This is a genomic window from Paenibacillus sp. ov031 (assembly GCF_900143165.1).
In the GTDB taxonomy this organism is placed as follows: domain Bacteria; phylum Bacillota; class Bacilli; order Paenibacillales; family Paenibacillaceae; genus Paenibacillus; species Paenibacillus marchantiae.
Genome location: NZ_FRDO01000001.1, coordinates 28,727 through 54,497, shown reverse-complemented (window position 1 = coordinate 54,497; position 25,771 = coordinate 28,727). Strand labels below are relative to the sequence as shown.

General features: G+C 47.2%; 25 protein-coding genes and 1 pseudogene. 8 read left to right on the top strand and 18 right to left on the bottom strand.

Translation table 11 applies throughout. From position 1 onward, the window contains the following. Positions 1-18: 18 nt before the first annotated feature. From BUA17_RS00265 to hemE, 4 genes are all read right to left on the bottom strand, one after another. Positions 19-1,428 carry a CapA family protein gene (locus tag BUA17_RS00265; RefSeq protein WP_072732294.1) on the bottom strand — a complete coding sequence of 470 codons (1,410 nt, stop codon included), beginning with the start codon at positions 1,426-1,428 and terminating at the stop codon, positions 19-21. Between the two features lie 183 nt (positions 1,429-1,611). Beyond that, positions 1,612-3,036 carry a protoporphyrinogen oxidase gene (gene hemY / locus BUA17_RS00260; RefSeq protein WP_063564889.1) on the bottom strand — a complete coding sequence of 475 codons (1,425 nt, stop codon included), beginning with the start codon at positions 3,034-3,036 and terminating at the stop codon, positions 1,612-1,614. Further along, positions 3,036-3,986, bottom strand: coding sequence for a ferrochelatase (hemH, locus tag BUA17_RS00255; protein ID WP_063564890.1), 951 nt, complete (start codon positions 3,984-3,986; stop codon positions 3,036-3,038). Before hemH ends, hemY begins: the two co-directional genes overlap by 1 nt. Beyond that, positions 3,979-5,043: a uroporphyrinogen decarboxylase gene (hemE, locus tag BUA17_RS00250; RefSeq protein ID WP_063564891.1), complete on the bottom strand. Its 1,065-nt coding sequence runs from the start codon at positions 5,041-5,043 to the stop codon at positions 3,979-3,981. The genes hemH and hemE overlap by 8 nt, the downstream gene beginning before the upstream one ends. Positions 5,044-5,247: 204 nt before the next feature. Between hemE and BUA17_RS00245 the strand changes: the two genes are divergently transcribed. Beyond that, positions 5,248-6,459 (top strand): MFS transporter, encoded by a 1,212-nt coding sequence (locus BUA17_RS00245; protein ID WP_063564892.1) that lies wholly within the window; start codon positions 5,248-5,250, stop codon positions 6,457-6,459. Between the two features lie 114 nt (positions 6,460-6,573). Here the strand turns inward: BUA17_RS00245 and BUA17_RS00240 are convergent, their stop codons facing one another. After that, positions 6,574-7,776 (bottom strand): cytochrome P450, encoded by a 1,203-nt coding sequence (locus BUA17_RS00240; protein WP_063564893.1) that lies wholly within the window; start codon positions 7,774-7,776, stop codon positions 6,574-6,576. A 507-nt stretch (positions 7,777-8,283) separates the two neighbouring features. Here BUA17_RS00240 and BUA17_RS00235 point away from each other — a divergent pair. Beyond that, positions 8,284-9,495, top strand: a complete 1,212-nt coding sequence (locus BUA17_RS00235) for an asparaginase (protein ID WP_063564894.1) — start codon at positions 8,284-8,286, stop codon at positions 9,493-9,495. Positions 9,496-9,625: 130 nt separating this feature from the next. Here the strand turns inward: BUA17_RS00235 and BUA17_RS00230 are convergent, their stop codons facing one another. Beyond that, a complete protein-coding gene (locus BUA17_RS00230) occupies positions 9,626-10,258 on the bottom strand; it encodes an O-methyltransferase (protein ID WP_063564895.1) in 633 nt (210 codons plus the stop codon). A gap of 241 nt (positions 10,259-10,499) precedes the next feature. On the opposite strand from BUA17_RS00230, the gene BUA17_RS00225 reads away from it, so the two are divergent. From BUA17_RS00225 to BUA17_RS00210, 4 genes are all read left to right on the top strand, one after another. Beyond that, positions 10,500-11,651: a THUMP domain-containing class I SAM-dependent RNA methyltransferase gene (locus BUA17_RS00225; protein WP_063564896.1), complete on the top strand. Its 1,152-nt coding sequence runs from the start codon at positions 10,500-10,502 to the stop codon at positions 11,649-11,651. A gap of 213 nt (positions 11,652-11,864) precedes the next feature. Next, complete coding sequence (locus tag BUA17_RS00220) at positions 11,865-13,862, top strand: LTA synthase family protein (protein ID WP_072732293.1); 1,998 nt, start codon at positions 11,865-11,867, stop codon at positions 13,860-13,862. Positions 13,863-13,951: 89 nt separating this feature from the next. Then, entirely contained in the window at positions 13,952-14,377 is a 426-nt protein-coding gene (locus BUA17_RS00215; RefSeq protein ID WP_063564955.1) for a cytidine deaminase, read from the top strand. Positions 14,378-14,533: 156 nt separating this feature from the next. Next, entirely contained in the window at positions 14,534-15,268 is a 735-nt protein-coding gene (locus tag BUA17_RS00210; protein ID WP_072732292.1) for a DsbA family oxidoreductase, read from the top strand. A 380-nt stretch (positions 15,269-15,648) separates the two neighbouring features. Here the strand turns inward: BUA17_RS00210 and BUA17_RS00205 are convergent, their stop codons facing one another. Next, positions 15,649-16,479, bottom strand: a complete 831-nt coding sequence (locus BUA17_RS00205) for an aldo/keto reductase (RefSeq protein WP_072732291.1) — start codon at positions 16,477-16,479, stop codon at positions 15,649-15,651. A 175-nt stretch (positions 16,480-16,654) separates the two neighbouring features. Beyond that, positions 16,655-16,936, bottom strand: coding sequence for a hypothetical protein (locus tag BUA17_RS00200; protein ID WP_072732290.1), 282 nt, complete (start codon positions 16,934-16,936; stop codon positions 16,655-16,657). Positions 16,937-17,138: 202 nt separating this feature from the next. Here BUA17_RS00200 and BUA17_RS00195 point away from each other — a divergent pair, with 202 nt between their 5' ends. Then, positions 17,139-17,537: a hypothetical protein gene (locus BUA17_RS00195; protein ID WP_063564901.1), complete on the top strand. Its 399-nt coding sequence runs from the start codon at positions 17,139-17,141 to the stop codon at positions 17,535-17,537. A gap of 91 nt (positions 17,538-17,628) precedes the next feature. Here the strand turns inward: BUA17_RS00195 and BUA17_RS00190 are convergent, their stop codons facing one another. From BUA17_RS00190 to BUA17_RS00145, 10 genes and pseudogenes are all read right to left on the bottom strand, one after another. Beyond that, on the bottom strand, positions 17,629-17,850 hold the full coding sequence (locus BUA17_RS00190; protein WP_024629198.1) for a YuzB family protein: 222 nt from the start codon (positions 17,848-17,850) through the stop codon (positions 17,629-17,631). A 21-nt stretch (positions 17,851-17,871) separates the two neighbouring features. Further along, positions 17,872-18,174, bottom strand: a complete 303-nt coding sequence (locus tag BUA17_RS00185; RefSeq protein WP_063564902.1) for a hypothetical protein — start codon at positions 18,172-18,174, stop codon at positions 17,872-17,874. Between the two features lie 144 nt (positions 18,175-18,318). Then, positions 18,319-18,576 carry a hypothetical protein gene (locus tag BUA17_RS00180; protein ID WP_062322197.1) on the bottom strand — a complete coding sequence of 86 codons (258 nt, stop codon included), beginning with the start codon at positions 18,574-18,576 and terminating at the stop codon, positions 18,319-18,321. A gap of 231 nt (positions 18,577-18,807) precedes the next feature. Further along, positions 18,808-20,016 carry a M14 family metallopeptidase gene (locus BUA17_RS00175; RefSeq protein ID WP_072733427.1) on the bottom strand — a complete coding sequence of 403 codons (1,209 nt, stop codon included), beginning with the start codon at positions 20,014-20,016 and terminating at the stop codon, positions 18,808-18,810. A gap of 247 nt (positions 20,017-20,263) precedes the next feature. Next, positions 20,264-21,073 (bottom strand): glutamate racemase, encoded by an 810-nt coding sequence (gene racE, locus BUA17_RS00170; protein WP_072733426.1) that lies wholly within the window; start codon positions 21,071-21,073, stop codon positions 20,264-20,266. Positions 21,074-21,298: 225 nt separating this feature from the next. Continuing rightward, positions 21,299-21,685 (bottom strand): YtxH domain-containing protein, encoded by a 387-nt coding sequence (locus tag BUA17_RS00165; RefSeq protein WP_063564903.1) that lies wholly within the window; start codon positions 21,683-21,685, stop codon positions 21,299-21,301. 186 nt (positions 21,686-21,871) lie between these two features. Continuing rightward, positions 21,872-22,777: a DUF4261 domain-containing protein gene (locus BUA17_RS00160; RefSeq protein WP_072732289.1), complete on the bottom strand. Its 906-nt coding sequence runs from the start codon at positions 22,775-22,777 to the stop codon at positions 21,872-21,874. Positions 22,778-22,788: 11 nt separating this feature from the next. Beyond that, entirely contained in the window at positions 22,789-23,250 is a 462-nt protein-coding gene (locus BUA17_RS00155) for a DUF86 domain-containing protein (RefSeq protein WP_063564905.1), read from the bottom strand. Between the two features lie 173 nt (positions 23,251-23,423). Further along, on the bottom strand, positions 23,424-23,711 hold the full coding sequence (locus tag BUA17_RS00150; protein ID WP_064639229.1) for a Dabb family protein: 288 nt from the start codon (positions 23,709-23,711) through the stop codon (positions 23,424-23,426). 266 nt (positions 23,712-23,977) lie between these two features. Then, positions 23,978-24,379 (bottom strand): annotated as a pseudogene (locus BUA17_RS00145) (phage holin family protein); the annotation flags it as partial. A gap of 448 nt (positions 24,380-24,827) precedes the next feature. On the opposite strand from BUA17_RS00145, the gene BUA17_RS00140 reads away from it, so the two are divergent. Beyond that, on the top strand, positions 24,828-25,424 hold the full coding sequence (locus BUA17_RS00140; RefSeq protein ID WP_024629188.1) for a helix-turn-helix domain-containing protein: 597 nt from the start codon (positions 24,828-24,830) through the stop codon (positions 25,422-25,424). The last annotated feature ends 347 nt before the right edge of the window (positions 25,425-25,771 follow it).

Here is a 25,771-nt window from a genome sequence, read left to right as displayed (position 1 = left end):
TCCTCAAAAAAATGCATCTTAATTTGGCGATGCGAATCCGTTCGCATCAAAACGAATACCTGGCGAGAGCTGGGCCATCTGCTCCAGTAACAATTTGTTGGCTTGATCCACCATCGGAATGGCCTGACCCAACCCCGCTTCATAAGGGATAACCTTCATGCTGCATTTGGCATCCTTACTACAGCTCGCCTGAAAAACCGCTGTTTTCCACGTTTCCTCTGTCGTTGATTTCGAGAAAATAAAGTTGCCTGTACTATATGCAATCCATTTGCCTTTGTAGTACTCTACCCCTTGCAAGACATGGGGATGCCCACCTATGACCAGATCCGCTCCGGCATCTACAAATTCATGAGACAGTCGAGTCTGATCATTATTTGGAGTGCTGACCCGTTCCTCTCCCCAATGTGCAACAACGATAACCAGATCAGCTTTTTCACGGGCTTCCTGAATCGCCTTTACTGCACCTGTAGAATCGTAAGCTTCGGCAACACCGGCCCGATTCCCTTCCGCTTTCCAGCTTGTTTCAGGTACAACCCGGCTGAATCCAAGCAGTGCAATCTTCATGCCTTTGCGTTCCAGATATGCAGGTGCATAAGCCTCATCCCTGTTCATACCGGCTCCTGTATGCGCTATACCATATTGCTCAAGGTAAGTTAACGTATCGACCAAACCTTCTACACCTTGATCCAAAATATGATTGTTGGCCAAATTCACAGCATCAAATCCTGCTGAAGCCATTGCTTCGAGCGCTTTTGGCGAAGACTTGTATACATAGGTTTTGTCTACAGCACCAGTTCCACCAAGGGTTACGGGAGTTTCAAGGTTTCCAATGGTCAAATCATCTTCCTTGAACAAGTTGCCAAGCTTTGCAAAGGGATAGTCATAACCGTTCTTCTCCAACAATTCAGCCACTTTGCCGGAAAACTGAATATCCCCAACAAAGTTAATGGTTACATCCTTCGCCGAATGAGATGGCTGTGTCGCCCCAGTTCCGGCACCTTCGCTTCCCTTTGAGCCGGAAGAAGCGGGAGTATCCGTCGGTTTTTCCGTTCCTGTATCCGTCTTTCCATTTGCCTCGGAGCCTGTAGCATCAGGCTTTTTCTCACCCGACGTAGCGCCGGAATTTTCAGTTACCTGTTTATCAGAATCCTCCGATTCTTCATCCGGGGTATTACTTGCCTCCGAATCCGTGTCAGGTGAATTCACCTGATCACCGCCCTGAGGGCTTTCTTCATTCACAGGTTCCTGATTCACAGCCGTTTCTGTCACCGCCGGGTCTATTTGCTGCTCCTGCATGCCTACTGCGTAATAGATGCCGACGAGTCCAATTGCAGCAATCAATACCAGATTAATGATCCAAATCCGGCGTTTTCGGGCACGTTTCACTTTTTTCTTTTGTACACTTCGTTTTGATCTTGGGGGATACATAGGCAGCTCCTCTTCTTCACAGCAATCCTTATCATATTATATCAGGCATATTCTGGATTTCCATCATTCCTTGGAACTGCAAATATTGATAGAGTTCAGACCTCTCCCCTTTTCGCTTTATGGTGCAAAAAAGGCCGTCTCCCTGTAGAAAAAATCTACGTTCGAGACAGCCAAATACGTTAATTACTTTGCAGCAATCAATTGCGTAGCTTGAACTGACATTTCCTTAGCCTGTTTGATACAGTCAGGCAAGCCTACCCCTTCATAACCAGCGCCGGCAATGTATACCCCCGGCAATTTGCTGCCAAGTTGTTCGCGCAGTGCTGCAATCTGCTGCAGATGACCTACCGGATACTGTGGCATGGATTTGCGGAGCCGAGTAATTTCCGAGAAGATCGGAACGGCCTCAACGCCCATTGTTTCACGCAAGTCCTTGAGTACCAGATCTGTTAGTGCATCATCCGGGAGCTCCACATTCTGTTCGTCTCCGGAACGGCCAACATAACAGCGAAGCAGTACTTTGTCATCTGGGCTGGTGTGCAGCCACTTGGTTGATGTCCAAGTACATGCTGTAATATTTCGACCTTCCTTACGCGGAACGAGGAAACCAGACCCATCAAATACATGTTCGATATCCTTTTTCTCAAAAGCCAGCACCACATTCGCTACCGATACGTAATTGATTGCATCCAGAGCCGCTGTATCCACATGTGGTTGCAGCAGTTCAGATGCAACATACGTAGGCACGGTAATGACTACATCATCTGCTTCAAGACGTTCTCCGTTATCCAGTTGAATGCTATACTTGGCCGCATCTCCAGTCTGAACCTCCAGAGATTTCACGGAAGTGTTCAGCCGTTGATCCACGTCCTGCAACTCATGTACAAGCGCATGAACCAGGCTCTGCAAGCCCTGACGGAAGTTCAGAAAAGCACTTTTCTTCGTTCCCGTATGGGTCTCTGTCGGTTTGCGGCCCGTCATCATTCCTCGGATCAAACTACCATAATCCCGCTCCACTTCACCGAATTGCGGAAAGGTTGCCTGAAGACTCAATCGCCGCATATCACCTGCATAGATGCCTGCGAGCAACGGTTCAGTCAGGTTTTCCAGCACTTCCGCTCCAAGGCGGCGCTCAATCATATAACCAAGCGATTCATCCTCTGTTGTACGACGGGGAGGGATGACAAAATCCATTAATGCGCGCAGCTTGCCTGCCGGAGATACAAGACCACTTCTCAGAAAAGGTCTCAACTCCGTCGGAATACCGAGAATGAGTCCTGCCGGCATAGGATGCAGCTTGCCACGCTGCATGATGTACGTTTTTTTGGATTCCGGATTTTGGCTGACCAGTTCATGGTCAATTTCCAGCTCTTTAGCCAAATCAATCATCGCCGTTTTGCGGGCAAGGAAAGAATCTGGTCCCTTCTCAATGACGAACCCATCCCGGTGCAGCGTTTCAATCATGCCACCCATGGAAGAACTCTTCTCAACCAAGGTGATGACAGGTTCAACCCCTGCTTCCCGGTAATGCTTCCGAATATAAAATGCCGCGCTTAGGCCGGTCAGACCTCCGCCGACAACAACGACACGACGTTTATGGTCTTCCATTACTCATCCGTTCCTTGCTGCCACTTGCTAATAATGACGTCACTTAACGTTTCCATGTAAAGTGGGTCACTATTGAGAGAATCGATACGCATAAGGCGCATGTCGATCTCTTTGGCAATCGCTTTAGCTTCAATATCAAGATCATAGAGCACTTCCAGATGGTCCGATACGAATCCAATCGGTGCTACAAGCACATCTTCCACCTGTTCACGAGCAAGATCCTGAAGTGTGTCCAGAATATCAGGGCCCAGCCACGGCTCCGCCGTCCGCCCCGCACTTTGCCACGTGAACTGCCAGTTCGTAATTCCTAAACGGGAAGCAATGACTTCCGAAGTCTCCAGCAGTTGCTGCGGATATGGATCACCGATATCTACAATTCGCGCAGGCAGACTGTGTGCACTGAACAGCACTCGTACATCCCCGCGCTTGGCCCCCGCTTCCTCAAAAGCATCCAATTTGGCGCTAACACGTGTGGAGAGAGCCTGAATCAATTTCGGATGCAGATGATAACTCTCAATGAATGACATCTGGATACCGAGTTCTTCCGCTTTCTCACGAGCACGCTTGATGTAGCTCCCTACACTCATCGTGGAGAAATGTGGTGCCAGTACGATGCCTATTGCAGTCTGAATTCCGTCCTTCGCCATCTGTTCCACGCCATCCTCAATGAACGGATACGCATGCTTCAACCCTTGATAACAACGGAATTCAACCTCATTGGAACGGTCATCCTTGTTTAACGTCTCCTGGAGGGCCTTAACCTGATTATCCGTGTTTTCTCGAAGAGGGAATACACCCCCAACGATCGCTTCATAACGGTCGGTTAATTCCTTCAGTTGTTCCGGTTCAGGCGGACGTCCTCTCCGGATATGTGTGTAGTACGCTTCGATACTTTCCATATTCTCAGGTGTGCCATACGACATCACCAGTACACCTACCGTATTAGTCATTAGTAACCGTCACCCCAGTCTTCAATGCTTCAGCGGAATATTCATGAATATACGCCGTGAGTTCTCTTAATTTATCCAAAGACGCTTCAGGAAATAGTCCGTGCCCCAGATTGAAAATATACCCTGGCTCCTTGATACCTTCGTCAATAATCAATTTGGCATGCTGCTTGATCAGATCCATCGGTGCAGTCAGCACATAAGGGTCCAAGTTACCTTGCACAGCAAATTTTCCGCCCAGTCGTTTACGTCCCTCGGAGATCGATACTCTCCAATCCAGCCCAATCACATCAGCTTGCAGATCATGCAGGGTTGGCAGCAATTCACCAGAAGCCACACCCGGGAAATAAATTTTCGGTACATTCAAATCCGATAATTCGGTAAAGATACGAGTAATCGTCGGCAACACATACGTTCTAAAGTCGTTTGGCGAAAGTGCGCCCACCCAGCTGTCGAACAGTTGGAATGCCTTGCCGCCGTTCGCAATGTGAGCACGGACATATGTAATCACCATATCGCCCAGTTTTTGCATCAATTTATGCCACACTTCCGGTTCACTGTACATCATCGTTTTGGTCCGTATGTACCCTTTGGAAGGTCGGCCTTCAATCAAATAGCTGGCAATGGTAAACGGTGCACCGGCAAACGTAATCAGGGGTACATCCAGTTCCTTGTCCAGAATTCGAATCGTCTCCAGAATATGAGACAGATCTCCTTCAACATCAATGGGACGCAAACGATCCACATCTGCCGCCGTGCGGATTGGATTGTCTATAACAGGTCCAATATTTTTAACAATATCAAAATCTATACCGAGGGAAGCAACCGGATTCATAATATCGGAATACAAAATAGCCGCATCCACACCGAGTTTACGTACCGGCATGAGTGTAACTTCAGCTGCTAGCTCAGGTTGACGGCAAATTTCGAGCAAAGAATACTTTTCCTTAATCTTGCGATATTCGGGATCATAACGCCCAGCCTGACGCATGTACCACACGGGAACACGGTCCACCTGCTGTTTGAAACTGGCCTGAATCAGACGATCATTATAACTCATGTAAGAAGCCTCCAATAGTTTTTGGACTCATAAATAACATTATGCCCTTTTTAAAGAGCGGTAACAACCACGTGTCGATCTGTTCCGATGACAATACTATGACATTCCTTACATCCCCTCATCTATATGCAAATTATGTTATAATGAAAGAATCGTGTTTTTTTGAAACGTTGCAGAAACGATCGGAAAGGAAGTGAAAGCACTTTGAAAACGTGGAAAGTAAACCTCATTGTGCTTTGGTTTGGACAATTTCTGGTCAACTCGGGCATGACCATGATTACCCCGTTTTTGTCCCTTTATCTCGCCAGGGATCTTGGCGTGGTTGGTGAGCATGAAATTGGCATATGGGCGGGATTTATATTTGCTGCCAACTTCCTCACCTCATTTTTGTTCCAGCCCTTGTGGGGCAAATTGTCTGACAAGTACGGACGGAAAATTATGTTGCTGCGTTCCGGATTCGGGATGGCGATTGTTATTGCCTTGATGGGTTTTGCACAGAACCCATGGCAGCTCCTTTTATTACGACTGCTCAACGGTACGATCTCCGGATTCAACCCGGCAGCAGTTGCATTGATCTCGGGTACAACGCCGAAGGATCGCATGGGTTTTGCCATGGGCATCAGCCAATCCGGCCAAGTGGCCGGTACGATTCTAGGTCCGCTGATCGGCGGTTTGCTTGCTGATGCAGTGGGCTTCCGCCCTATCTTCTATATTACTGGCGGACTGATCTTTGCGGCTTCCATGCTCGCCATGTTCCTGGTCAGAGAGAAGTTTGACCGCAAGGAAGCGGCCAAACTGCCGGAACAATCCGTATTGTCCGGTCTGAAGGAACTGAACAAGTCTCCCCAGTTACCTGCGCTATTCGCTGTAACATTCCTATTGCAATTTGCCATGATCAGCCCGATGTCACTCTTGCCGCTGTATGTACAGAAGTTACACGGTTCGGATGTCAACGTCGCCTTCTGGGCAGGGCTTGTCGGTGCAGTCACGGGACTATCTAACATGGCCATGTCCCCGATACTCGGGAAACTCAGTGACAGGGTAGGTTCACACAAGGTACTTACCTTCTCTCTCATAGGAACAGGGCTCATGCTTATACCTCAAGCTTTCGTGCAGACGGTATGGCAGCTCATCATCGTCCGTTTCATGATGGGTGTGTTCATGGGCGGCCTGCTTCCGAGTGTCAACGCGCTCATTCGCTCCTATACGCCAGATAGCATGATTAGTCGGGCCTTCAGCTTTAATACGAGTACACTCGCGCTCGGTAACATGCTTGGAGCCGTAATCGGTGGCTTTATGGCCGGGTTCATTGGCATCGAAGGACTGTTCATCGTCTCTGGTGGGCTGCTGCTGCTCAACATGGTGTGGGTAAGACTCAAGCTGTACAAAAAGCCCCCTCTGATCAGAGAATCCTGACGCTTGGATTCAATGTTATTTGTTCTTATAAAAAGCCGCTTTCAGCGCCTATTAGGCATGAAAGCGGCTTTTGGCATTCATTTGTTCAAACCTTAAAATTGATTCATTGAGTCATTAAGTCAGATGGCTTGTGAATTGAATCGGGTATTCTTTAACTCCAAATACAAAAGCACTTTGAATCGGCTGCAGAACGGTTTCCGGCACAAGCTGAATGTCTTCCATTTGCCGAAGCATCGTCTGAAGTACAACCCTCGCCTCAAGTCGTGCAAGCGGCGCACCGAGACAGAAATGAATACCAAAACCAAAACCCATATGTCTGTTCGGCTTGCGGTCGGGCACGAACTTCTCTGCCTGATCGAATTGAGCGCTATCCCGGTTGGCCGATCCTACCCAGGATATCACCTGTTCCCCCGCCTGAATCGTTTGTCCGTTCAATTCTACGTTTTCTTTGGCAATACGCCCTATAGCCACAATTGGCGGATAATAACGCAACGTTTCCTCTACCGCAGTGGGGATAAGTTCAGGATGTTCTCGCAGCTGCTGTTGAAGCTCAGGCTGCTCTAACAGAATACGAACGGCATTGGTAATCAGATTGGTTGTGGTTTCATTACCGGCAGCAAGTAACAAGATGCAAAATCCGACCACTTCCTCTGCCGTTAGCTTCTCCCCTTCAATCTCTGCAGCAAGCAGTATAGAGATCAGATCATCCTCTGGTCGCTGACGTCTTTCTTCCATTATGGCCGTGAAGTAGCTCGCCAACTCCTGCTGGTTCCGTTTCTTTTCTTCCATCAATTCCTGGAAAGCTTCGTCACTGTCATCCCGCGCCCCCTTCACGAGTGCATCAGACCAGTCTTTGAACTTCTGGCGATCCGTTGCAGGGACTCCAATCAATTCAGCGATCACGATAACTGGAAGTGGAGTAGCAAGATCATCGATAAGACGCATACGACCTTCTGAAAAATGCGGAGTCAATAATTCATCAGCGATTTCCTGAATACGCGGAGCTAACGCTTCGATCGCTCTAGGTGTGAACGCCTGATTAACCAGATCCCGTAGTTGTTTGTGCTTCGGCGGATCTGTAGTAAGCATGCTGGCGTTTGCGCGATCACGTTCAGAAGAGAACAGTTTAGGATTTTTTAACACATATTGCACATCTTCATAACGGAAAACATCCCAGCATTCTCGATGGTTGTCATAGCGGACTGGAGTATTGTCACGAAGTTCAGCGTACACCTGGAAGGGAAATAATTGCTGCTCCACCGCCTCCAGCTCCCGGATCGGAATGTAATTGGCATACTTTCTGGGTGCTCGGTTCATCGTTTCTCCTCCAATCATTAATATATATTTATTTACATATTGAAATCACCATATATTATAGACTCAACACTGCGGGCATACAAATATTTGGCAATAATTGAGCCTCTTTTCCTAGAACGTATTACAAAAATCGTCAAGACTTGCTAACTAATACCCCCGCTATTCGTTTTGGATAAGATCACTTCAGCTATGGACGATACTGCAACACTTTCCCCAAAGTTTCCTTCTAAATCTATCAGGTCAAAAGACTCAAATGTAATAAAATATGACACAAAAGTTTATTTATTATGATTTCATATTCCTCATTCTCTTTTTTACCTTCTCATATTTATCCATAAAACCTCATAAATACGCTATATACTCTACATTTCTATCAATGTAACCGATTACTCTATCTATATCTACAATTGTCATATTATTTAACATGAAATACAATCAATTTGAATTCATATACATATCAACCTCAACAAACATCACACGAAACTAACCTGAAGGAGAGTGCTATTCATGAAAAAAACTTCAAATCTTCGTCCTTGGGCTGTATGGAGCACAGCCGCTTTGACAGCTCTGACCATTTCCCTGTCCCCCATCGGGACCTATGCGGCTCAGGCGGCTACGGTAGAAGTGAGCGGTACAACTAGTGCGGTTCAGGCCGCATCATCCACTCCGGCTCGCAATACGACCATCCCTGCTCTATCAGATTCGTTCAAACAATCCGCTCTGCCTAATGTTCTGGTCATTGGAACGGGTGGTACGATTGCAGGTCAATCCGAGGATGCAACCAGCTTCCAGAACTATAAAGCTGGCACACTCCCGATTGGAGAAATGGTCGACGCCTTACCGGACAAACAGAAGATTGCAGATGTTAGCACACTCCAATTCGGAAATTCAGGTTCAGGTTCTTATACCATGGCTGATCTCTATGACTTATCTCAAACCGTAGACAAGGCTCTGGCTCAGTATGACAGCGTTGTAGTTACCACCGGTACAGATACCATGGAGGAAATCGCCTACTTCCTTGACATGACCGTACAAAGTGATAAACCCGTCATCATTACAGGGTCCATGCGCCCTTGGACAGTTATCGGCTCAGATGCACAAGCCAATCTGTACAACGCCATCAAGCTCGCAGGCAGCGGGCGCACCACTTCATTTGGGACCGTGCTAATGTTGAACGATACCATTCAATTGGCACGCGGCGTGACCAAAACGAATGATTATCGAACAGACACGTTCGAAACTCCGATGCTTGGTGCAGTAGGTTACATTGATGAAGAAAACATTCGAATTTACCGTGCTCCTGCACGTGCCTTGAAGCCTGAAGGTACATTGAAACCGGCATTCGACCTGAGCAAAATCACGAAGGCAGATCTCGCCAAGGTGGAAATTGCGATTTCCTATCAGGAAGCTGGCGGCGAAGCTATTGAAGGATTTGTGAAGGGCGGCGCCAAGGGGATCGTAACGTCCGGTACCGGAGCTGGCGGTATCTCCAGAGCGATGGGACAAGCACGTACCAAAGCGGTCGAGGATGGAGTAATCTTCGTAACGACCACTCGGACAGGTTCAGGCAGTGTATATGGCGGTGGGAAAGGCGTTATTGCCGGTGACAACCTTAGTCCTCAGCAAGCACGCATTTTGTTGATGCTCGGCCTGTCCTTTAGCGACGATTTTGACACGATCCAAAAATGGTTCGAGACTTACGGAACGCCGGAAGTTTAATAAGGCTCTCATCACTTCACTCCAATAAGCAGAAAGAGACGATAATACTCTGAGATTCAGGAGTGTTATCGTCTCTTTCTTTTCGAATTGAATGCGCATTCCATCCGTTTTAACGGATCTGCATCTTTTCTTACTTCACCCAGGCCAGAGCCAGACCATCATAATCCGGCAGCATCGTTGTTACGAGGCGCGGGTCACTGGCCATCTGCTCGTTGAAGCGTCGAACCGCGAGGACAGCCGGACCCTGCTTGTCTGAATTCAGCGTACGGCCGCGCAGGAAACAGTTATCTCCCACAATGACCGCCCCGGGCCGCGCGAGCTTAATGGCGTAATCGAGGTATACGGGATAATTCTCCTTGTCTGCATCAATGAAGAAGAAATCGAAGGTACGTCCTTCCTGTGCCAGCTGCTCCAGACTGTCAGCTGCGGGGCCAATTCGATATTCGACTTTATCCCCAAAGCCTGCTTCCTCCAGATGACCACGAGCCATCGCTGCGTATTGCTCTTTTAGTTCAAGCGAAGTCAGGGTCCCCCCGTCACTTAAACCGCGAGCAAGACAAATTCCGCTGTATCCGCCCAGCACGCCAATTTCGAGTACAGCCTCCGCTTTCGATGTCTTCGCGAGAAAAGTGAGCAAACGGCCATAAGCCGCTGCAACCGAAACTTCCGGCATGCCGTTCGATCGGATGGCTTCTTTTACCTTTAACAAGAGATCATCCTCTTGAAATAATTGATTTACATATTCGTCAGGGGTCAGATTCACCGCTAAAATCCTCCTTGGACACTTGGACTGCTTTCCATATGGATGCCAATGTTCTATAATAAATGTTTGTTGTCAAACACAGGCGGTTGAACTGCTGCATCGGCTCGAAAGATGAGTGCATTAGCTCACCGCATTTCTCATTGTAAGTTTTTTCACGGAAAGCGGCAAGGCCGCACCGTCACTATACAGCTGAGAGAAGGATATTCCTTCCCCAGCTTGAAATGGAGTTGAAATGAATCACATGGCTCAATTGCAATTGATTGCGACCTCGGCGATGGGACTCGAGGCTGTTGTCGCCCGGGAACTGAAGCAACTGGGGTATGAGGATGTTACGATCGACAATGGCCGGGTTTTCTTCACTGGAGATTATATTGATATTTGCCGGTGTAATCTGTGGCTGAGAAGTTCCGACCGGGTGTTGGTCAAAATGGGTGAATTCCCGGCGACAACTTTCGATGAATTATTTGAAGGTACCAAAGCATTACCTTGGGAGGAATGGATTCCAGCCGATGGCGAATTTCCGGTTGAAGGTCGCTCCCAAAAATCTCAGTTGAGCAGTGTGCCTGCATCACAAGGGATCGTGAAGAAAGCAATCGTAGAGAAACTGAAGCTGACTTATGACACGGAGTGGTTCCCAGAGGATGGGTCTCGTTATGTGATTGAGGTCATTCTGCTGAACGATCGCGCCCTGCTTACTTTAGATACGACGGGACCAGGTCTGCATAAACGGGGTTATCGTAAACTCGTAACCGAAGCACCACTCAAAGAAACGCTTGCTGCGGCACTTATTCAGCTCAGCCGCTGGAATGTTTCCCGTCCATTCTATGATCCATGTTGCGGTTCAGGCACCATGCTGATTGAAGCCGCCATGATCGGCTGGAACATTGCACCTGGACTTCGTCGAACCTTCAACTCCGAGAACTGGGCTGTCATTCCTGAAGAATTGTGGGAACAGGCGCGCGAAGAAGCATTTGACGCGGTTCGCGACGATATTCCATTGCAAATTTCGGGCAGCGACATCGATCCGGAAGCTATTGAAGTAGCACAGGCAGCAATCAAGAGTGCCGGCTTCGCCAAAGATATTGAAGTCAGCGTCCTGCCCGCTCATCGTGCAAGACCACAGGGCGAATATGGTGTCATTATTACCAACCCTCCATATGGTGAACGTTTGAGTGAAGAGAAAGAAGTGCAGAAGCTGCTACGTTCTTTAGGGCGCAGTTACCTCGATTTACCGACATGGTCCTTTTTTGCCATCACGTCGACCAAATCTTTCGAGGAAGACTTTGGACACAAGGCAGACAAGCGCCGTAAGTTGTTCAACGGACGCATTGAAACCCAATATTATCAGTATTTGGGCCCACTGCCTCCACGTAATAAAACACCACAACAATAATAATATTGGAATGATCAAGCGCTCCTGCCGTTCACGGCTGGGGCGTTTTTTTGTATGTATTTCGGGATACTTATGGATGATCTTGTTAACATTGCTTCCGCATGAAGATTTTCTCCCCTGGGCATAGTTGAAAAGCCATGACACCACGCTATAATGGATAAAGTCCTATTTTACATTCCGTTAACAAAACCATTCATCAGGGAGGAGACATATATGTTTGTCACTAAGCCAACACGCAGCCTTACGCCGCGTGGGCTTCTGAATCATCCACTTACGTTATATCTTATTTTTCTTGTACTCATGCTGCTCAAATTAATGTGGCTCCACCACAATCTGCACGCTTACAACATTACGATGGGTCTTCTGGACAAAGTGATTGCCATCGGTTCGTTGCTGCTTCTATCCTTCTGGACCTGGTGGCTGCCTCGCCGGGGTATGATTATATCACTCGTTATACTCAATCTGCTGCTCACTGCACTGATCTATGCGGATATGGTTTATTATCGCTATTTTCAGGATTTCCTAACAATCCCTGTGCTGATGCAAGCCAGACAGGTCGACGCTTTGGGAGATAGTATTGCTACGCTTATTTACGCCAGTGATCTGTGGTTCTTCGTCGATTGGCTTGTGATTATCCCATACGCAGCGATCCTGTTGTTCAGCAAACGTAACCGTCGTGGACGTTCCAGCGCATATTCGAACGGGTTGAACTCCTACTCGTCAAATTCAGGCAAATCAAGTGTGCGTCGTCGACTCACCGCAGGCAGCATTGCTCTGGTATTGGGTCTGGGGCTCGCGGTTGGTCCGATATATTTTTATAGTAAAACCTGGGCAAAAGGGTTGTTCGATAACAACTGGTGGAACGTATCCATGTACAATGTTACCGGACTTCTTGCTTTTCATGGCTATGATCTGTACAACTATGCCAAAAACCAGCTCGGCTCTGGACCGGAGGTCGATCCTGCCGATCTCGAACAGGCGGAAGCTTATTTCGCCAGCAGACAGCAGGCTGATCCACTGAAGGATGAGATGTTTGGCAAGTACAAAGACAGCAATGTGATCATTGTCCAAGGTGAAGCCTTCATGAATTTCATGATTGGTCAGAGCATTGGCGGACAGGAAATTACGCCTCATTTTAACGAGCTGATGAAGGAAAGCCAGTACTACAGTCACTTTTATCACCAGACAGGTCAGGGGCGAACATCGGATGCTGACTTTGGGGCCAATATTTCATTGCATCCACTGTCGGTTGGATCCGCGTTTGTCCGTTACGCAGACCACAGTTATGATTCTCTGCCTTCTATCTTGAAGGATCATGGTTATAGTACGAATGTATTTCATGCCTATGAGAGCGGATTTTGGAATCGTTATACGATGTATCAGAATATGAAGTATGACAAGTTTTACAGTAAAAATGATTTTGAACAGGATGACCCGCTTGGCTGGTCGCTGTCGGATGAGTCCTTTTTCCGCCAATCGGTTGAAAAAATGAGCAGTGAGGTTACAGAGCCCTTCTACTCATTCCTCATTACACTCAGCAGTCATCATCCATACGCGTTACCCCAAGATAAACAGCAGCTGGATGTGGGTGAGTTCACAGGAACGATGTTTGGCAACTATCTGCAATCCGTTCATTACGTGGATTCTGCGCTCGGTAACATGGTGGAAGACCTGAAAAATCGGGGATTATGGGACAAAACGATCTTCATGTTCTATGGGGATCACGATAGTTCCATTAAGGAGCAGCCACAATACGAGAAATTTCTCGGACGTTCACTAACTGATCTGGATATGGAGCAGATTATGAACGAAGTGCCTTTGCTGGTGCATCTGCCTGACGGAGCCGCAGCGGGAACGATTGACGAGCCTGCCGGACAACTGGATGTTACACCTTCAGTACTGCATCTGCTCGGTATTTCAGATCAATCCTACTACCACATGGGCAACGATGTGTACGACGGTTCCTCCCGTATGGTGGTATTGCGCAGTGGTGCATTTACAGATGGCTCCTTGTTCTATATCCCTTCGGATGATTACATCTATGACAGCGGCTCCTGTTACGATCTGTCTACTGGTACCAAAACGGATATTAATGCTTGCCGATCTGGTCATGATGAAGCAACAAAGCGACTGCATGTGTCAGATACGGTTAATACGTTTGACCTGATCTCGCGTTTTCGCGAGGAGCAAGCGCCTGCGTCCGAATCCTAACAGATATGGAACGGTAGCTGACGGAACTGTATAATTCATTTGTTTAAAGTTAACCCGATACTACAATGAAATGGAGCTAGTGCATGACCATGACGTCACATCCTGACCAATTCAATATCGAACAAAAGCTGTTCGAAGAAGCTGCAAACTTTGTCAAACATCGCTACCCTCAAGGGTGGGGCGGCGCTGCTGCTGTTTATACCGAAGCTGGATCGCTGTTAATCAGCGTAGCTCCAGAAGTGATTAACGACGCCACGCATCTGTGTATGGAAACAGGCGCCTATCTGGAAGCCCACAAATTAAACGAGCGGGTCACCCACTCGATCTGTGTAGCACGGGACGATGAGCACTCGGAATTCAAGGTCCTCACCCCTTGTGGTGTGTGCCAGGAACGATTGTTTTTCTGGGGAGAAGACGTGAAGGCTGCCGTGTACGATCCGGATGGAGCTTTAATTTACAAGAGGTTGGACGAAATTCAGCCTTATCATTGGACCAAGGCATACCGGGATAAGTAAGAAGTTAAATTATAAGTGTTGAGGCTGCAATCCGTTGCATGCTTCGGCACTTCTTTTTTCGAGGCTGGTAATAACCACAACCTTGCGAATGATGGAAAGTCGCTATATAATTGTAACTGTATTGGTTTCATTTATAGATGATGGAGGTTTTAATGAATGAATATTGAAATATGGTCCGACTTTATGTGTCCTTTCTGTTATATTGGCAAACGTCGTCTTGAGAATGTACTCGCACAATTCCCCCACCGCGATGATGTGAAATTACAGTTCAAAAGTTTTGAGCTCGATCCAAATGCTGAATTGAATAGTGGCAAAACCAACGCAGAATATCTGGCTGCCAAATACAATATGAGTGTGGAGCAGGCACGCGGCATGAATGCCCAAATGAATGCCAATGCTCGTACGGCTGGACTGGAATACAACATTGATGAGATGATCCCTACCAACTCCTTCTCTGCTCACCGTCTGACGCATTGGGCAGAAACACAAGGAAAAATGCTTGAGTTGAGCGAACGACTATTTCAAGCGATCTTCATTGAAGGTAAACATGTCGGCAATTCCGATGTACTGATCGAGTTGGCTGAAGAAGTAGGTCTGGATCGCAATACAGCAGCAGAAGTGTTGTCCAGTAATCAATTCGCAGACCAAGTGCGTGCCGACCAGGCAGAAGGCGAACAGTTAGGTATCCGGGGTGTGCCGTTCTTCGTATTTGATCGCAAGTTCGCTGTATCTGGCGCTCAACCGGATGAGGTGTTCCTTGACGCTATCCAGAAAGCATGGGACGAGCGTTCCCCCTTCACCATGGTAGAGTCCAACACCACTGACGCAGATGGCAGTGGAGTATGCACCGAAGACGGCTGCGAGGTTCCGCAACCGGACCAATCCAAATAACACAAAAGCAGCAGGATCAAGGGTTATCCCCTGAACCTGCTGCTTTTTTCACTTTTCCCTTTTAAATCCATCCACTTAAGATGAACTCATAATTTACACTATAACGGAGAGGGCAGAACAAATCTGGAGAAGCGGCGCTAAAATCTTTCTGAAAGAAAGCTGCAACGGAAGCATATACTTCGCATTTATCACTGGATTTTACCCTTTGAAGATAGGGAATTCCAAAAATCCGGGGATAACGGCGATCGAAAGATTGTTCTGCACACGTAGTGGCCTACTGTAAAGGATTATGCTTTCATTTTATATCACGAAGAACGATCCGTCACCGGAACATCCACAAGCAGATCATTAAACACTCATTTTGGAATTGAGCTACACGCTCAATCCCAAAACAGCTGATCCGGATGTGGTCCCGTCCGTTTATCCGAATCCAGCGCATCAATCAGTTTCAGCTCATCAGGAGTCAATTCAAAATCAAAGATGTCCGCATTCTCGCGAATTCGCTCCGGGGTAACCGACTTCGGAATCGTCACGATCTGGTTCTGAATATCCCAACGCAGAATAACTTGCGCTGGTGTTTTTCCGTATTTCTGGGCCAGACTTTTTAAAGCCGATTCCTTGTTCAGTTTACCTCTCATAATGGGGCTCCATGCCTCCAGTTGAATGCCCTGCTCCCCGCAGAAATCCTGCAGTTCCTGTTGAATCAGACCTGGATGCAGTTCCACCTGATTCACCGCAGGTACCGTTCCACCTTCATCTATGATATCGCGCAAATGGTGTACTTCGAAATTACTTACACCAATGGCACGTACACTTCCTTCGCTATATAGACGTTCGAATGCTCTCCACGTCTCCTTATACTGGTCTCTACCAGGCCAGTGAATTAAGTATAGATCAATGACATTTAATCCAAGCGCCTTCTGGCTGGCCTCAAATGCTCTCAAGGTCGAATCAAACCCTTGATCCTCATTCCACAGCTTGGTTGTCACAAACAGCTCATTCCGAGTAATACCGCTGCTCGCAATGGCTTGTCCCACTTCTTCTTCATTTCCATAAACGGACGCCGTATCAATACTCCGATATCCGACTTCCAATGCAGTCTCCACTGCTTGCTGTACTTCCTTGCCTTTTGCTCGATAAGTCCCAAATCCCAGCCATGGCATCGTCACTCCGTTGTTCAGAATCGTACAATCTGTAATATGTTTTGTCATTCTGTACCTCCTGTGTGAAATTTGCCTGCTCTTGGTCTATTAACCTTCTCACCAAATTTTAAGCGGCACGTTACACACAGTTTGACTGAGATCCACTTCTTGGGGTCATTCAAAAGAGACATGAATAACCCGCAAAGCACTGCTGCTCTGCGGGTTTCTGGTGTGACAGGAACGCCTATAGATCCCCTTGCCCATTCTGACTCTGGATCGAGTTCAATCTTCTCTTCTCCTCAATGAACATCTCTTCTGCCAGCTCAACGCCCTGACCTGCAAGCGAACGTTCAGCTTGAAGCATAGCCTGCTCGGTATGCGCCAAACGGCGTTCTGCCTGTTCAATGGTCTGTTCTGTTGGATGTGACATTGCCTGTGAAACGGCATAATGAAGTTTGTTCACTGCATTCTGCGCCTGGGATACGGTCGTATCGGCTTGCAAACTGGAATCATAACGCTTCGGCATGAGTATTCCTCCTTGGGATCATGTTCCTGTTACCCCATTAGGATGGTTGACATCGGCCTTCCTTATTCTTCTTTTGCTAAACAATGACGGATCGCTTCACTGTTCCCCTTAAACGATTAGTGATAAATATCATGATGTGTATAACCTTTTCCGGTCTGACTGCGTTTATTTGATAAGTACCTTTTCACAAGGAGGCGTGTGTTTGAAGAACTTTGGGATTATGTTCATACTGCTATCTTTATTGCTGCTCATCAGCGGCTGTACACCTTCGACGTATGAAATAACGGGATATACAGGCTCCTCTATTAATAACGAGATTCCGGTCCCCGTGAATGCAAAGCAGCTGAACGTAACGACATATTCAGACAATCCAAACATTAAAACGGGCATTAAATATGAATTGAAACATATCGGGGGAGAACAGGGATTATATGTACCCTCCGATTATTTCGAGAAGTTATCCGAAGCCGGATGGGTTGAAGTGGAAGAAGAGCGAATGGGGAATGTTCATTATTTTAAAAAAAGCGATACTATCATCGCCATTGAGATTCAAGAGGATACCTTTAAGATTTTTGAAATGATGCAGGGCTTTACGTTCTAACCCTGTACCGTTCCTAATCACAACTAAAAAAGAGAGGCCGCGGCCTCTCTTTCCTTTCGTGGACAAGTTTGCCCAATGTAAATTCATACAATTACTTTACGAATTTCGCTACTTTTGCAAGCACTTCTTCTTCTGACGGAGCACTGATGTACCTACCGTTGATGAAAACAAAAGCACGCTTCGCGCAGGGACCGCAATACGATTTGCAACCAATTTTGATCTCCGTATCCGGAGCCATTTTCTCCAACTTGGCTACAATCGATTTTAGTCTGATATGATTACATTTTTCGCATACGCGGATATCGTTAGCCATGAGTTCCCCTTCTTCGCTCCCTTAGTGGTCGCCGTGGTTGCCTTGGGATGGATTCGTAATAACGAAGCCTTCTTCAGGGAAGTAAAGGTAATCAATTTTAACGCCATCCAGCAAAGGCTGATCATTCTCAAGAATAACGTCGATCTCTTTATCAGTAGATACAACCGTATCATTTTCTTTTGGCGTATCGATATCGAGTCCGTAGTGGGCATGATCTCCATGTGCATGTGTGATCACAACGCGCAGCAATTTACCTTCGTTCTCAGGCTTGTCCAGTTCAAGTTTTAATACTTTCGCGGCATTACGTGTAATTTTGCAGTTCATTTCATTCATCTCCTATATCGTAATTGCTGGTTCCAACAATTTTTCAGTATTTCTAAACTCCAGCATCTATTGTAAAGAAAATTACTGCGCTTCGCAATAACATTGATGCAAAATCGATGTTAAAACCACCCATTTTGTGTCGGATTAAGACGACGCACCCGCTGTAAGTACCGGATATTTGCGCTCCGCACGACTTACAAACCAGTTCATCAGCAACAACGTAACCCCGATATCATCTATAGGCATAAACGGCATCACGTCAGGAAGCACCCAGTAGAGCAGCGCCGGGATGATGAACAGCAGCTTCTCACCCAAAGGGATCTGAGGAGCCCGCAACAGACGCGGCAGCCGTTTGAATACTTGTGTCCATCGTTTGAATGACAGCAGTCTTCTCCACTTCATATGAACCCCTCCGTATGATTATTGCACTGAAATAAAACAGAACACGTTATAGTCACACCCATCATTACCCGTTCCAGAGCGATCCGGAACGAATGATGCAATATGCAGATTAAAAAAACGAACGCCGGTCACAGCGCCCGTTCCTGTTATACGAGTGGAGAACCTTTAAGTTTCATGTCTTCCCATCCAGATTATGTGAAGTCAGATTTCATGGATTCCCGGTCTTCCCTGTTAGTGCTCTCGATCTGTTAATAATTCAGCCAACAGCATGCCAACCTCTACGCAGATGTCATCGAACTGATCCATGGGCAGCGGGTTGACCCCAAGTCCCACTTCTACCGTGAAGCCGGGCTTTCGAAACTTCTGAATGAACCAGTCTTTGTACCCTGCATCACTTCCACCCAGCTTAACTGCCTTGTATCCCGAAGCCCTTGCCAGTCTGCGTGAAAGCGGGGCACTCTCCTTTGGCTCCAAATCTCGGTAGTTCCAATAAATTTCTTGTCCCTGACTGTGCAGCGAAACGACAGCATCGAAATGATGCTGCTCGGTCCACTGTGCAAGTGCCCATGCCTCCGGTTCCGATAAGGGAGCGGTTCCTGCATAATCTCTGGGCCCTGGTGTCGTTATCCCTCTTCTAGCTGCTTCTTCCTCCCAATAAGCCGGGAATTGATCGTTAAGGTCTACTCCCCTGATATTAGACTTCCAATGCGTAAAATGGGAGCGTCCAGCATTCCATGCCAACAATTCTTCTGCATGGGGATGATCATTGACCACGCCCTCTTGCACCAATTCAACTCCATCCGGGTTGACCATGGGCACACCCCACAGCGTAGTTTCCTGCATCCAGCGTTCCGTCTGGAATTGATGCCATGGTGTATGTGTACTGTAGGCCTTCGCATATTCTTCAATGAACCGCATCAGAACCGCCGTTGTCAGCCACTCATTTGCATGAACTGATGCGTTGACATGAATATGTCTGGGGCCTTGACCCAAACGCAGATAAGGCAAATCCTTGCCCATGACACTGCTGCCAATGGAGCCAATCTCGATAAATGGATACTTCTTTTCGAGCAAACCGATATCACGGCTCATTTCACGATAACCATACTCTCCCTGCAACTTGACGATAGTTTTTCCATTTGAATCTGGAATATGAATACATCGTCCGCACCAGTCCGGAATGTTCGCTATTTCTGGGTTGGCCTCGCGCAATTCTTCTTCATTCATTCCAAAACGTAATGCAATCACAGCCACTTTCTCCCCTGGTTGCACTGCATACCTGCGTCCCATTCCCGGCGTAATGCGCAGCATCTGTCCTGTTAGCAAATAGGGCTGGGACGCTGCTTCAGGGTTGAGAGCAGCCAGTAACTCCTTCGTCATATGGTTCGCTGCCGCAATACGCGACAAGGTATCTCCCTGTTGAACAATAATCCATTGCAGCTCCATGTCGATCTCCTTTCCCTTAGGAAATTGTGTAATCTCCCGTCCTTTTCTCGCCTGTGTCCTTACTGTATGTAATATGTATGCGGGTCTGGTTGTCCGTCATGTGACATGAATCGCGTAAATCCCTCCAACATAAGAAAAACGTGATGATACATCTGAGCTTCTTATACTTTCGGATATAAACAAAAGAATCCCGGAACACTTAGTGTTCCGGGATTCTTATAAGCATTGAAATCAAAAAAAGTTATGGTAATTGGGTAACCTGCCACACAACTGGCGTTTTGGAGATCTGCTCTCCGAGCCATTGGCGGGTAATATTCTGGAACATGCGGGGGTCCCCTGTGCAAAAAAACTGATGGACCGGCGTCTCATCCCCACTGGCCAGCTTTCGTTTATCATACAAAATCGTACTGATTTCCCTTGCCGTTTCATCTGCCGAACTAATCAGCTTCACTTCCTGCCCCATAACCTCCTGAATGGTATCCATGAGAAAAGGATAGTGCGTACAACCCAGAATAAGACAATCAATCGGCTGTTGTTTAATCTGGCCTAGAGATTGCTCCACCGTACTTGTCGTTTGCTTGGAACGGAATTCGCCTTGCTCCACCAGTGGCACAAGTGCCGGACAAGCCTGACTGACCACATCAATATAGGGAGACAACTGTTTGAGTGCAGACGTATATGCACCACTTCCAATGGTCCCCACGGTGCCAATGACACCGATGCGTCCTGTGCGTGTCGCTGTGATGGCTGCTCGTGCTCCAGGATGAATGACACCAATGACAGGCACATTCACCTTGGCTCGAATATAGTCGAGCGCTGCTGCCGTAGCCGTATTACAGGCGATAACGATAACCTTCGGATCGAACTGGATCAAGAAATCAACGATTTGTTCCGTGAATTGTTTAACTTGTTCGGACGAACGGGGTCCGTACGGTGTCCGGGCAGTATCTCCAAAATATATGATCTTTTCCCGTGGGAGCTGACGCATCACTTCCTTGGCGACCGTCAATCCCCCTACACCGGAGTCTAATATAGCGATTGCTTGCTGCACGAACACACCGCTTCCTTCTTCATTGAATTGGTTCTGTTAACATATTGGTTCCCAGAGCTTTCTTCCTACCGTATGAATTTTCAGGCAAAAAGGTACCTACATCTTACCCGATTTCATCGCAGGGTTCAAACAAAATGCCGTATCGTACAACTCCTACACGACCACGCACAACAAAGCAGGCTCCCCTCCAGATGGAGGAAAGCCTGCTCGCGTTCAAGCTTAGCTTTAGATGTTATCTTTGGAGTCGTCGGCAGGAAGCTTCGCAATGACTTCAATGCCCGACTCATTTGCTGCATCTGCATCGATGGAAGAATCGGAATCAGTAATGACGGCGGATACGCGCACTTCTTTACCTTCAGCGCAATTGCGCCACGATTGGATATCCTGGATAACGACATCTGCCGTCTCTTTTACTTTGGATACGATCTGTGCGCTTTGTTCTCCTACCTTGCTAGCCAGTTCCTGACCCTTCTCACTCACCTGACGTGCACCTTCCGAAATATCTTGACGAAGTTCGCGTCCGGATTTTGGCGCCAGCAGCAAAGCTGTCACTGAACCTACAACCGAGCCGATTAATGCTCCCCACAACAAACTTTTGTTAGAATCCTTCACGTCTCATCTCTCCCTTTACCTTAAATGAAGTACCGAATAACTAAGCAACGGCCTGTTGCTCGTCAATCCGGGCGAATGCCTACTCTGTTGATGCAGTATAAGCAGCAAGGGCTTGACCTGACACTCGGATACCAAAAAAAATTCTGGATGTCGTCTTCGCACCTTCTGACGTTATCGAGATATGTCTCAGGTCTGCCGCGCCGGCTCAAGCGGAGCAGCAGCATGTTCATCACCCGGGTCCAGATCAATTACATATCGTCCTGGTGCAATCAACGCCGCCTGATGCTCACAACGCCAGCGTCGTCCGCCGGAAGATCCCAGCGTCTGTCCATCCTGTAGAACATCTCCCTGATCAAATATGTAATAGGCGGCACCCAGTAATGTCTGGGCTACCGTATCCGGATCGAGTCCAATAAAATGACACTGTACATCAGGCACACCAAGTGCCGACAAACCTACCGTGTCCATAACCAGCTGACGCTGTTCCTCCGTGCCCCCAGCCTGATACATGCGCACATTCATCGCAGCGTAGAGATGCTCCTCACGCTCCTGTGACAGCACATAAGCTTCTGGTTCAACTAATTTGTCACTGCCGTACCAGTATAACGCCTCACAAGGCAACACTTCCATGACAGCCTGAATCGTCTTTTGGAACAATTCGAGTCGTTGTTTGCGCGGCATAGCAGCAGTGAACATATCATGAAGTCGGATAGAATATTGGATCGTTTCCATAGTTTGTCCTGCTTCTGGCCAATGCCAGGCTTGCTGTAAAGCCCCTCCAAAGCGGGCACGATCTACAATTTCAGTAATGGGGAGCATGCAAGTCTGTGCTGGAATATTACCTTCCTGAAAAGAAACCTTATGGTCCAGGTGGTAGAAAACCAGCATCTCAGGATTATGCTCCTCATTACCCTGCTTCACATCAAGCCGGACTTGTCCGGTATGACGGCTCAGTGCATCCTGCAAACGCCCCTGATCTATAACGGGACGTTCCTGAAATAACAGCTCAATCATATATACCGGATGAAACCCGGAAGGTATGTCATTCGTTTCATTATTTACTTCTCGAGCTTCTTTCCGTTCGTTCGTCATGCTGTTTCCCCTCATTCCTTGCTCTGTCCCTCGGCCTGTGCAGTCTGGAAAGGTCCGAGTTCTTTTTCCACATAGGTATTGACCTGATGGGAAAAATGTTCAAGCACGCCCGGCAAGTCACTGCTCAGCGGATGCAGTTCAGACCGCTCCCAGCTGTAATAGTCCTGAACGAGCGGCTTGCGCAACGATACGAGGCGACTAAGCACCTCATAGGTTGCATGATCAAAAACTTTCTCTTCGTGGTTAATTTCAATAATATCGTCATAACTGCTCGCATCACGCATGATGAAGCCATCAATGAGATAACTCCCAACATCCGTAACGATTTCAATCGCCAGATGAAGACAGCGTTCCTGTACCAGACCCAGCATGAGACTGCCATCCCAAGCTTGTGACGCGCGACGAAGACCTTCAGCCACCTCCGGTACGGCAGCAAGCCGGCGGGCAATCTGTTCTCTGTTTACGTAATACAATGTGTTCACTTCCCGTTCAGTGAATTATCGGTTCCTTTTTCCTCTTCGCTTCAGCCAAAATAACATCACAGGACAAGCGATCAGAAACACGACAAAAATATATAAAAATTCCATAACGTCTCTTAAATCGCTCATGCAGAGTCCCCTTTATCCAAAATAGAATGAATAACAGATTAGATTTCGTAGTCCACTGCAATCGACTGCTCTCTGACCTCGTTCATATACTTGATGACTTCCTGATGCAGCGGATGCACCTGATATGCCTGAAGATCTTCCAGTGATGCAAATTCTGCCGTAAGTGAGATGTCAAAAGATCTGTCCGAACGAAGCACGTCAATACCCACTTCAAGCGAGATCAGAACATCAATTTTCCCTTGCAGATTGCGAAGAACATTCGCAGCCGCTTCGATACTTTCAGGAGAACGATCTTTCATTTTAAACAGAACAATATGTTTAATCATCAGACAAGCACCTCATTTAAGTATAATAATTGGTATGAATGAATTTTCTTGTATCCAAAATATATCATAACGTCCTCTATTACGAAAGGATACTTGGAAACGTTCTCTTCAAAGACTATCTAATCGGGGTTGCTTTCATTCGCCTTGGATTTCTCCTGAGACATATTATCCGTCTGTTCACTTTGGTTTGTCTGTTTTTCCGGTACGACTTCTGCTGCTTGTTCTTTTGTCTCCTTATTCTCCACGTTTGGCTGTGGTTGAGGCCACTCCTTGTCAGACAATCCCTCCTGTTTTTTCAGCACCGCTATAGCCTGTCTGAGCTTGTCAGGCAATGGAAGCCCAATGCGGGCATAATTTTCGGTAATGGATATCAGCTCATTCACCAGATAAAAGTAGATGGCTCCCCCTTTAATGATGTCAGTTCCCATGAGCATGTCAATTCGGTGGGCAAGCAGAATAACCGTCAGCATGAGACCTTTGCGCGCGAGTCCCCAGAATCCAACATTACTATTCAATCCTTTTCCCGTTCTTACTGCCGCAGCGAGACCCGTAATATAATCCACAGCCATTGCAACCGCCAGCAAGCTAAGCAGCTGATCCCATCCACCAAAAGCAAACGTCATGAACGCCCCTGAAATGGCAGCAAAGGTACTTACGGATGGACTCACGTTTCTCACCTCTCCCTCTCACTTGATCTCCATACAAGATATGTAAGAATAAGAGATTTTGACAGTCCACATGCCTTGCTGGTCACGCGGATTTCTAATTTCAGATTTGTGCACATTGGAAATGGGTTCCTTTAACGGGAATCGAATATTTATGGGTAAATCAGGGAAATAAACCGCATCATATCAACAAAAAATAGATAAAAGTACTAAAGTCTCACTAGTAGGTAATTAGACTCATTTTATTTTTATTCATTATCTATTTGATCCCTTAAATTTAGTGAAACATTGTAATCTAGGAATATACTAGGATGTGAATTGCGTCTGGTCTAGTTCATAATTCCTCCTTTGTAGCGGATTCGCGCATCCACTCTTTTGAAACAGGTGCACCCGGCACTTGAAAGTACCCCCGTACTTATTGTAGTATTTGGTTAAAAAAATCGGAGGAAATATGCCTAATCAACCAGAACAACATTCCATCCAGGCGTGGTCTCTGATCAACCGTAAATATTTGGGAAAAGGCGTCCGTGTTAAACGATTCCGAAAACCGACACGCTGTCAAATCCGCAACCGTGTTCTTCTTGCCGTGCTGATGGCCAATGATATCAAGTTGTCTCAGCTCGCCGAAGATCTATCCATCTCTTCACGCAGCGTCAGCGCGTGGGTGTATGAAGGACGGATACCCGGCAGTACCAATTTGGACAAGGCATGCCAATTGCTCGGCTACCCGCGCCACATTCTTTTTAATGAAGAAGTGGTACGCAAAAGCCCTGTCATTTGTCAGCCCGAGCCTTCCCGCTTCATGAAGCGTACGGTGACCCGTTCTCCGGTTAGCAACCGTATTCTAACAGGCTTGTGTATGGTCCATGATTTGTCGGTGACAGATGTCAGCCACTGGATCGGGGTTCACCCCGGCACTTTCCGCAAATGGCTGCATCAGGGAACGCTGCCTTCTGCTGCGTTTCAGGAACAAGCGGAACAATTTTTCCGCATCCCGAAAACTATTTTGTTCGCAGATGTCATCTTGAAAGATCGCCACAATAACTAAATTAGCGAACTACCAAAAGGCTCTGTCCTCTCCCCATTGGGAAAGACAGAGCCTTTTTAAAATACCACTTTCATCGTACAAATTTTATTAGGTTACCATTTCTCCAGTCGGGTGTACTCAGCATCGTCTCTCAGGGGCGATAAGCGGCCCTCCTGCCCTCCAAACAGCTTTGGATGCATCATTCCTTCATTCCCAGTCACTCCTTAACCTGGGCCGGTACAGCGTGCTCTCTGAACGAGGCGAAAATCCCATTGTCGAAATGCGTGACGACTTATACCCATATGTACCTCATTGATGATAACCAACCAGTCCATTAAATTATGGATCATTTAAAGAAATATAACTTC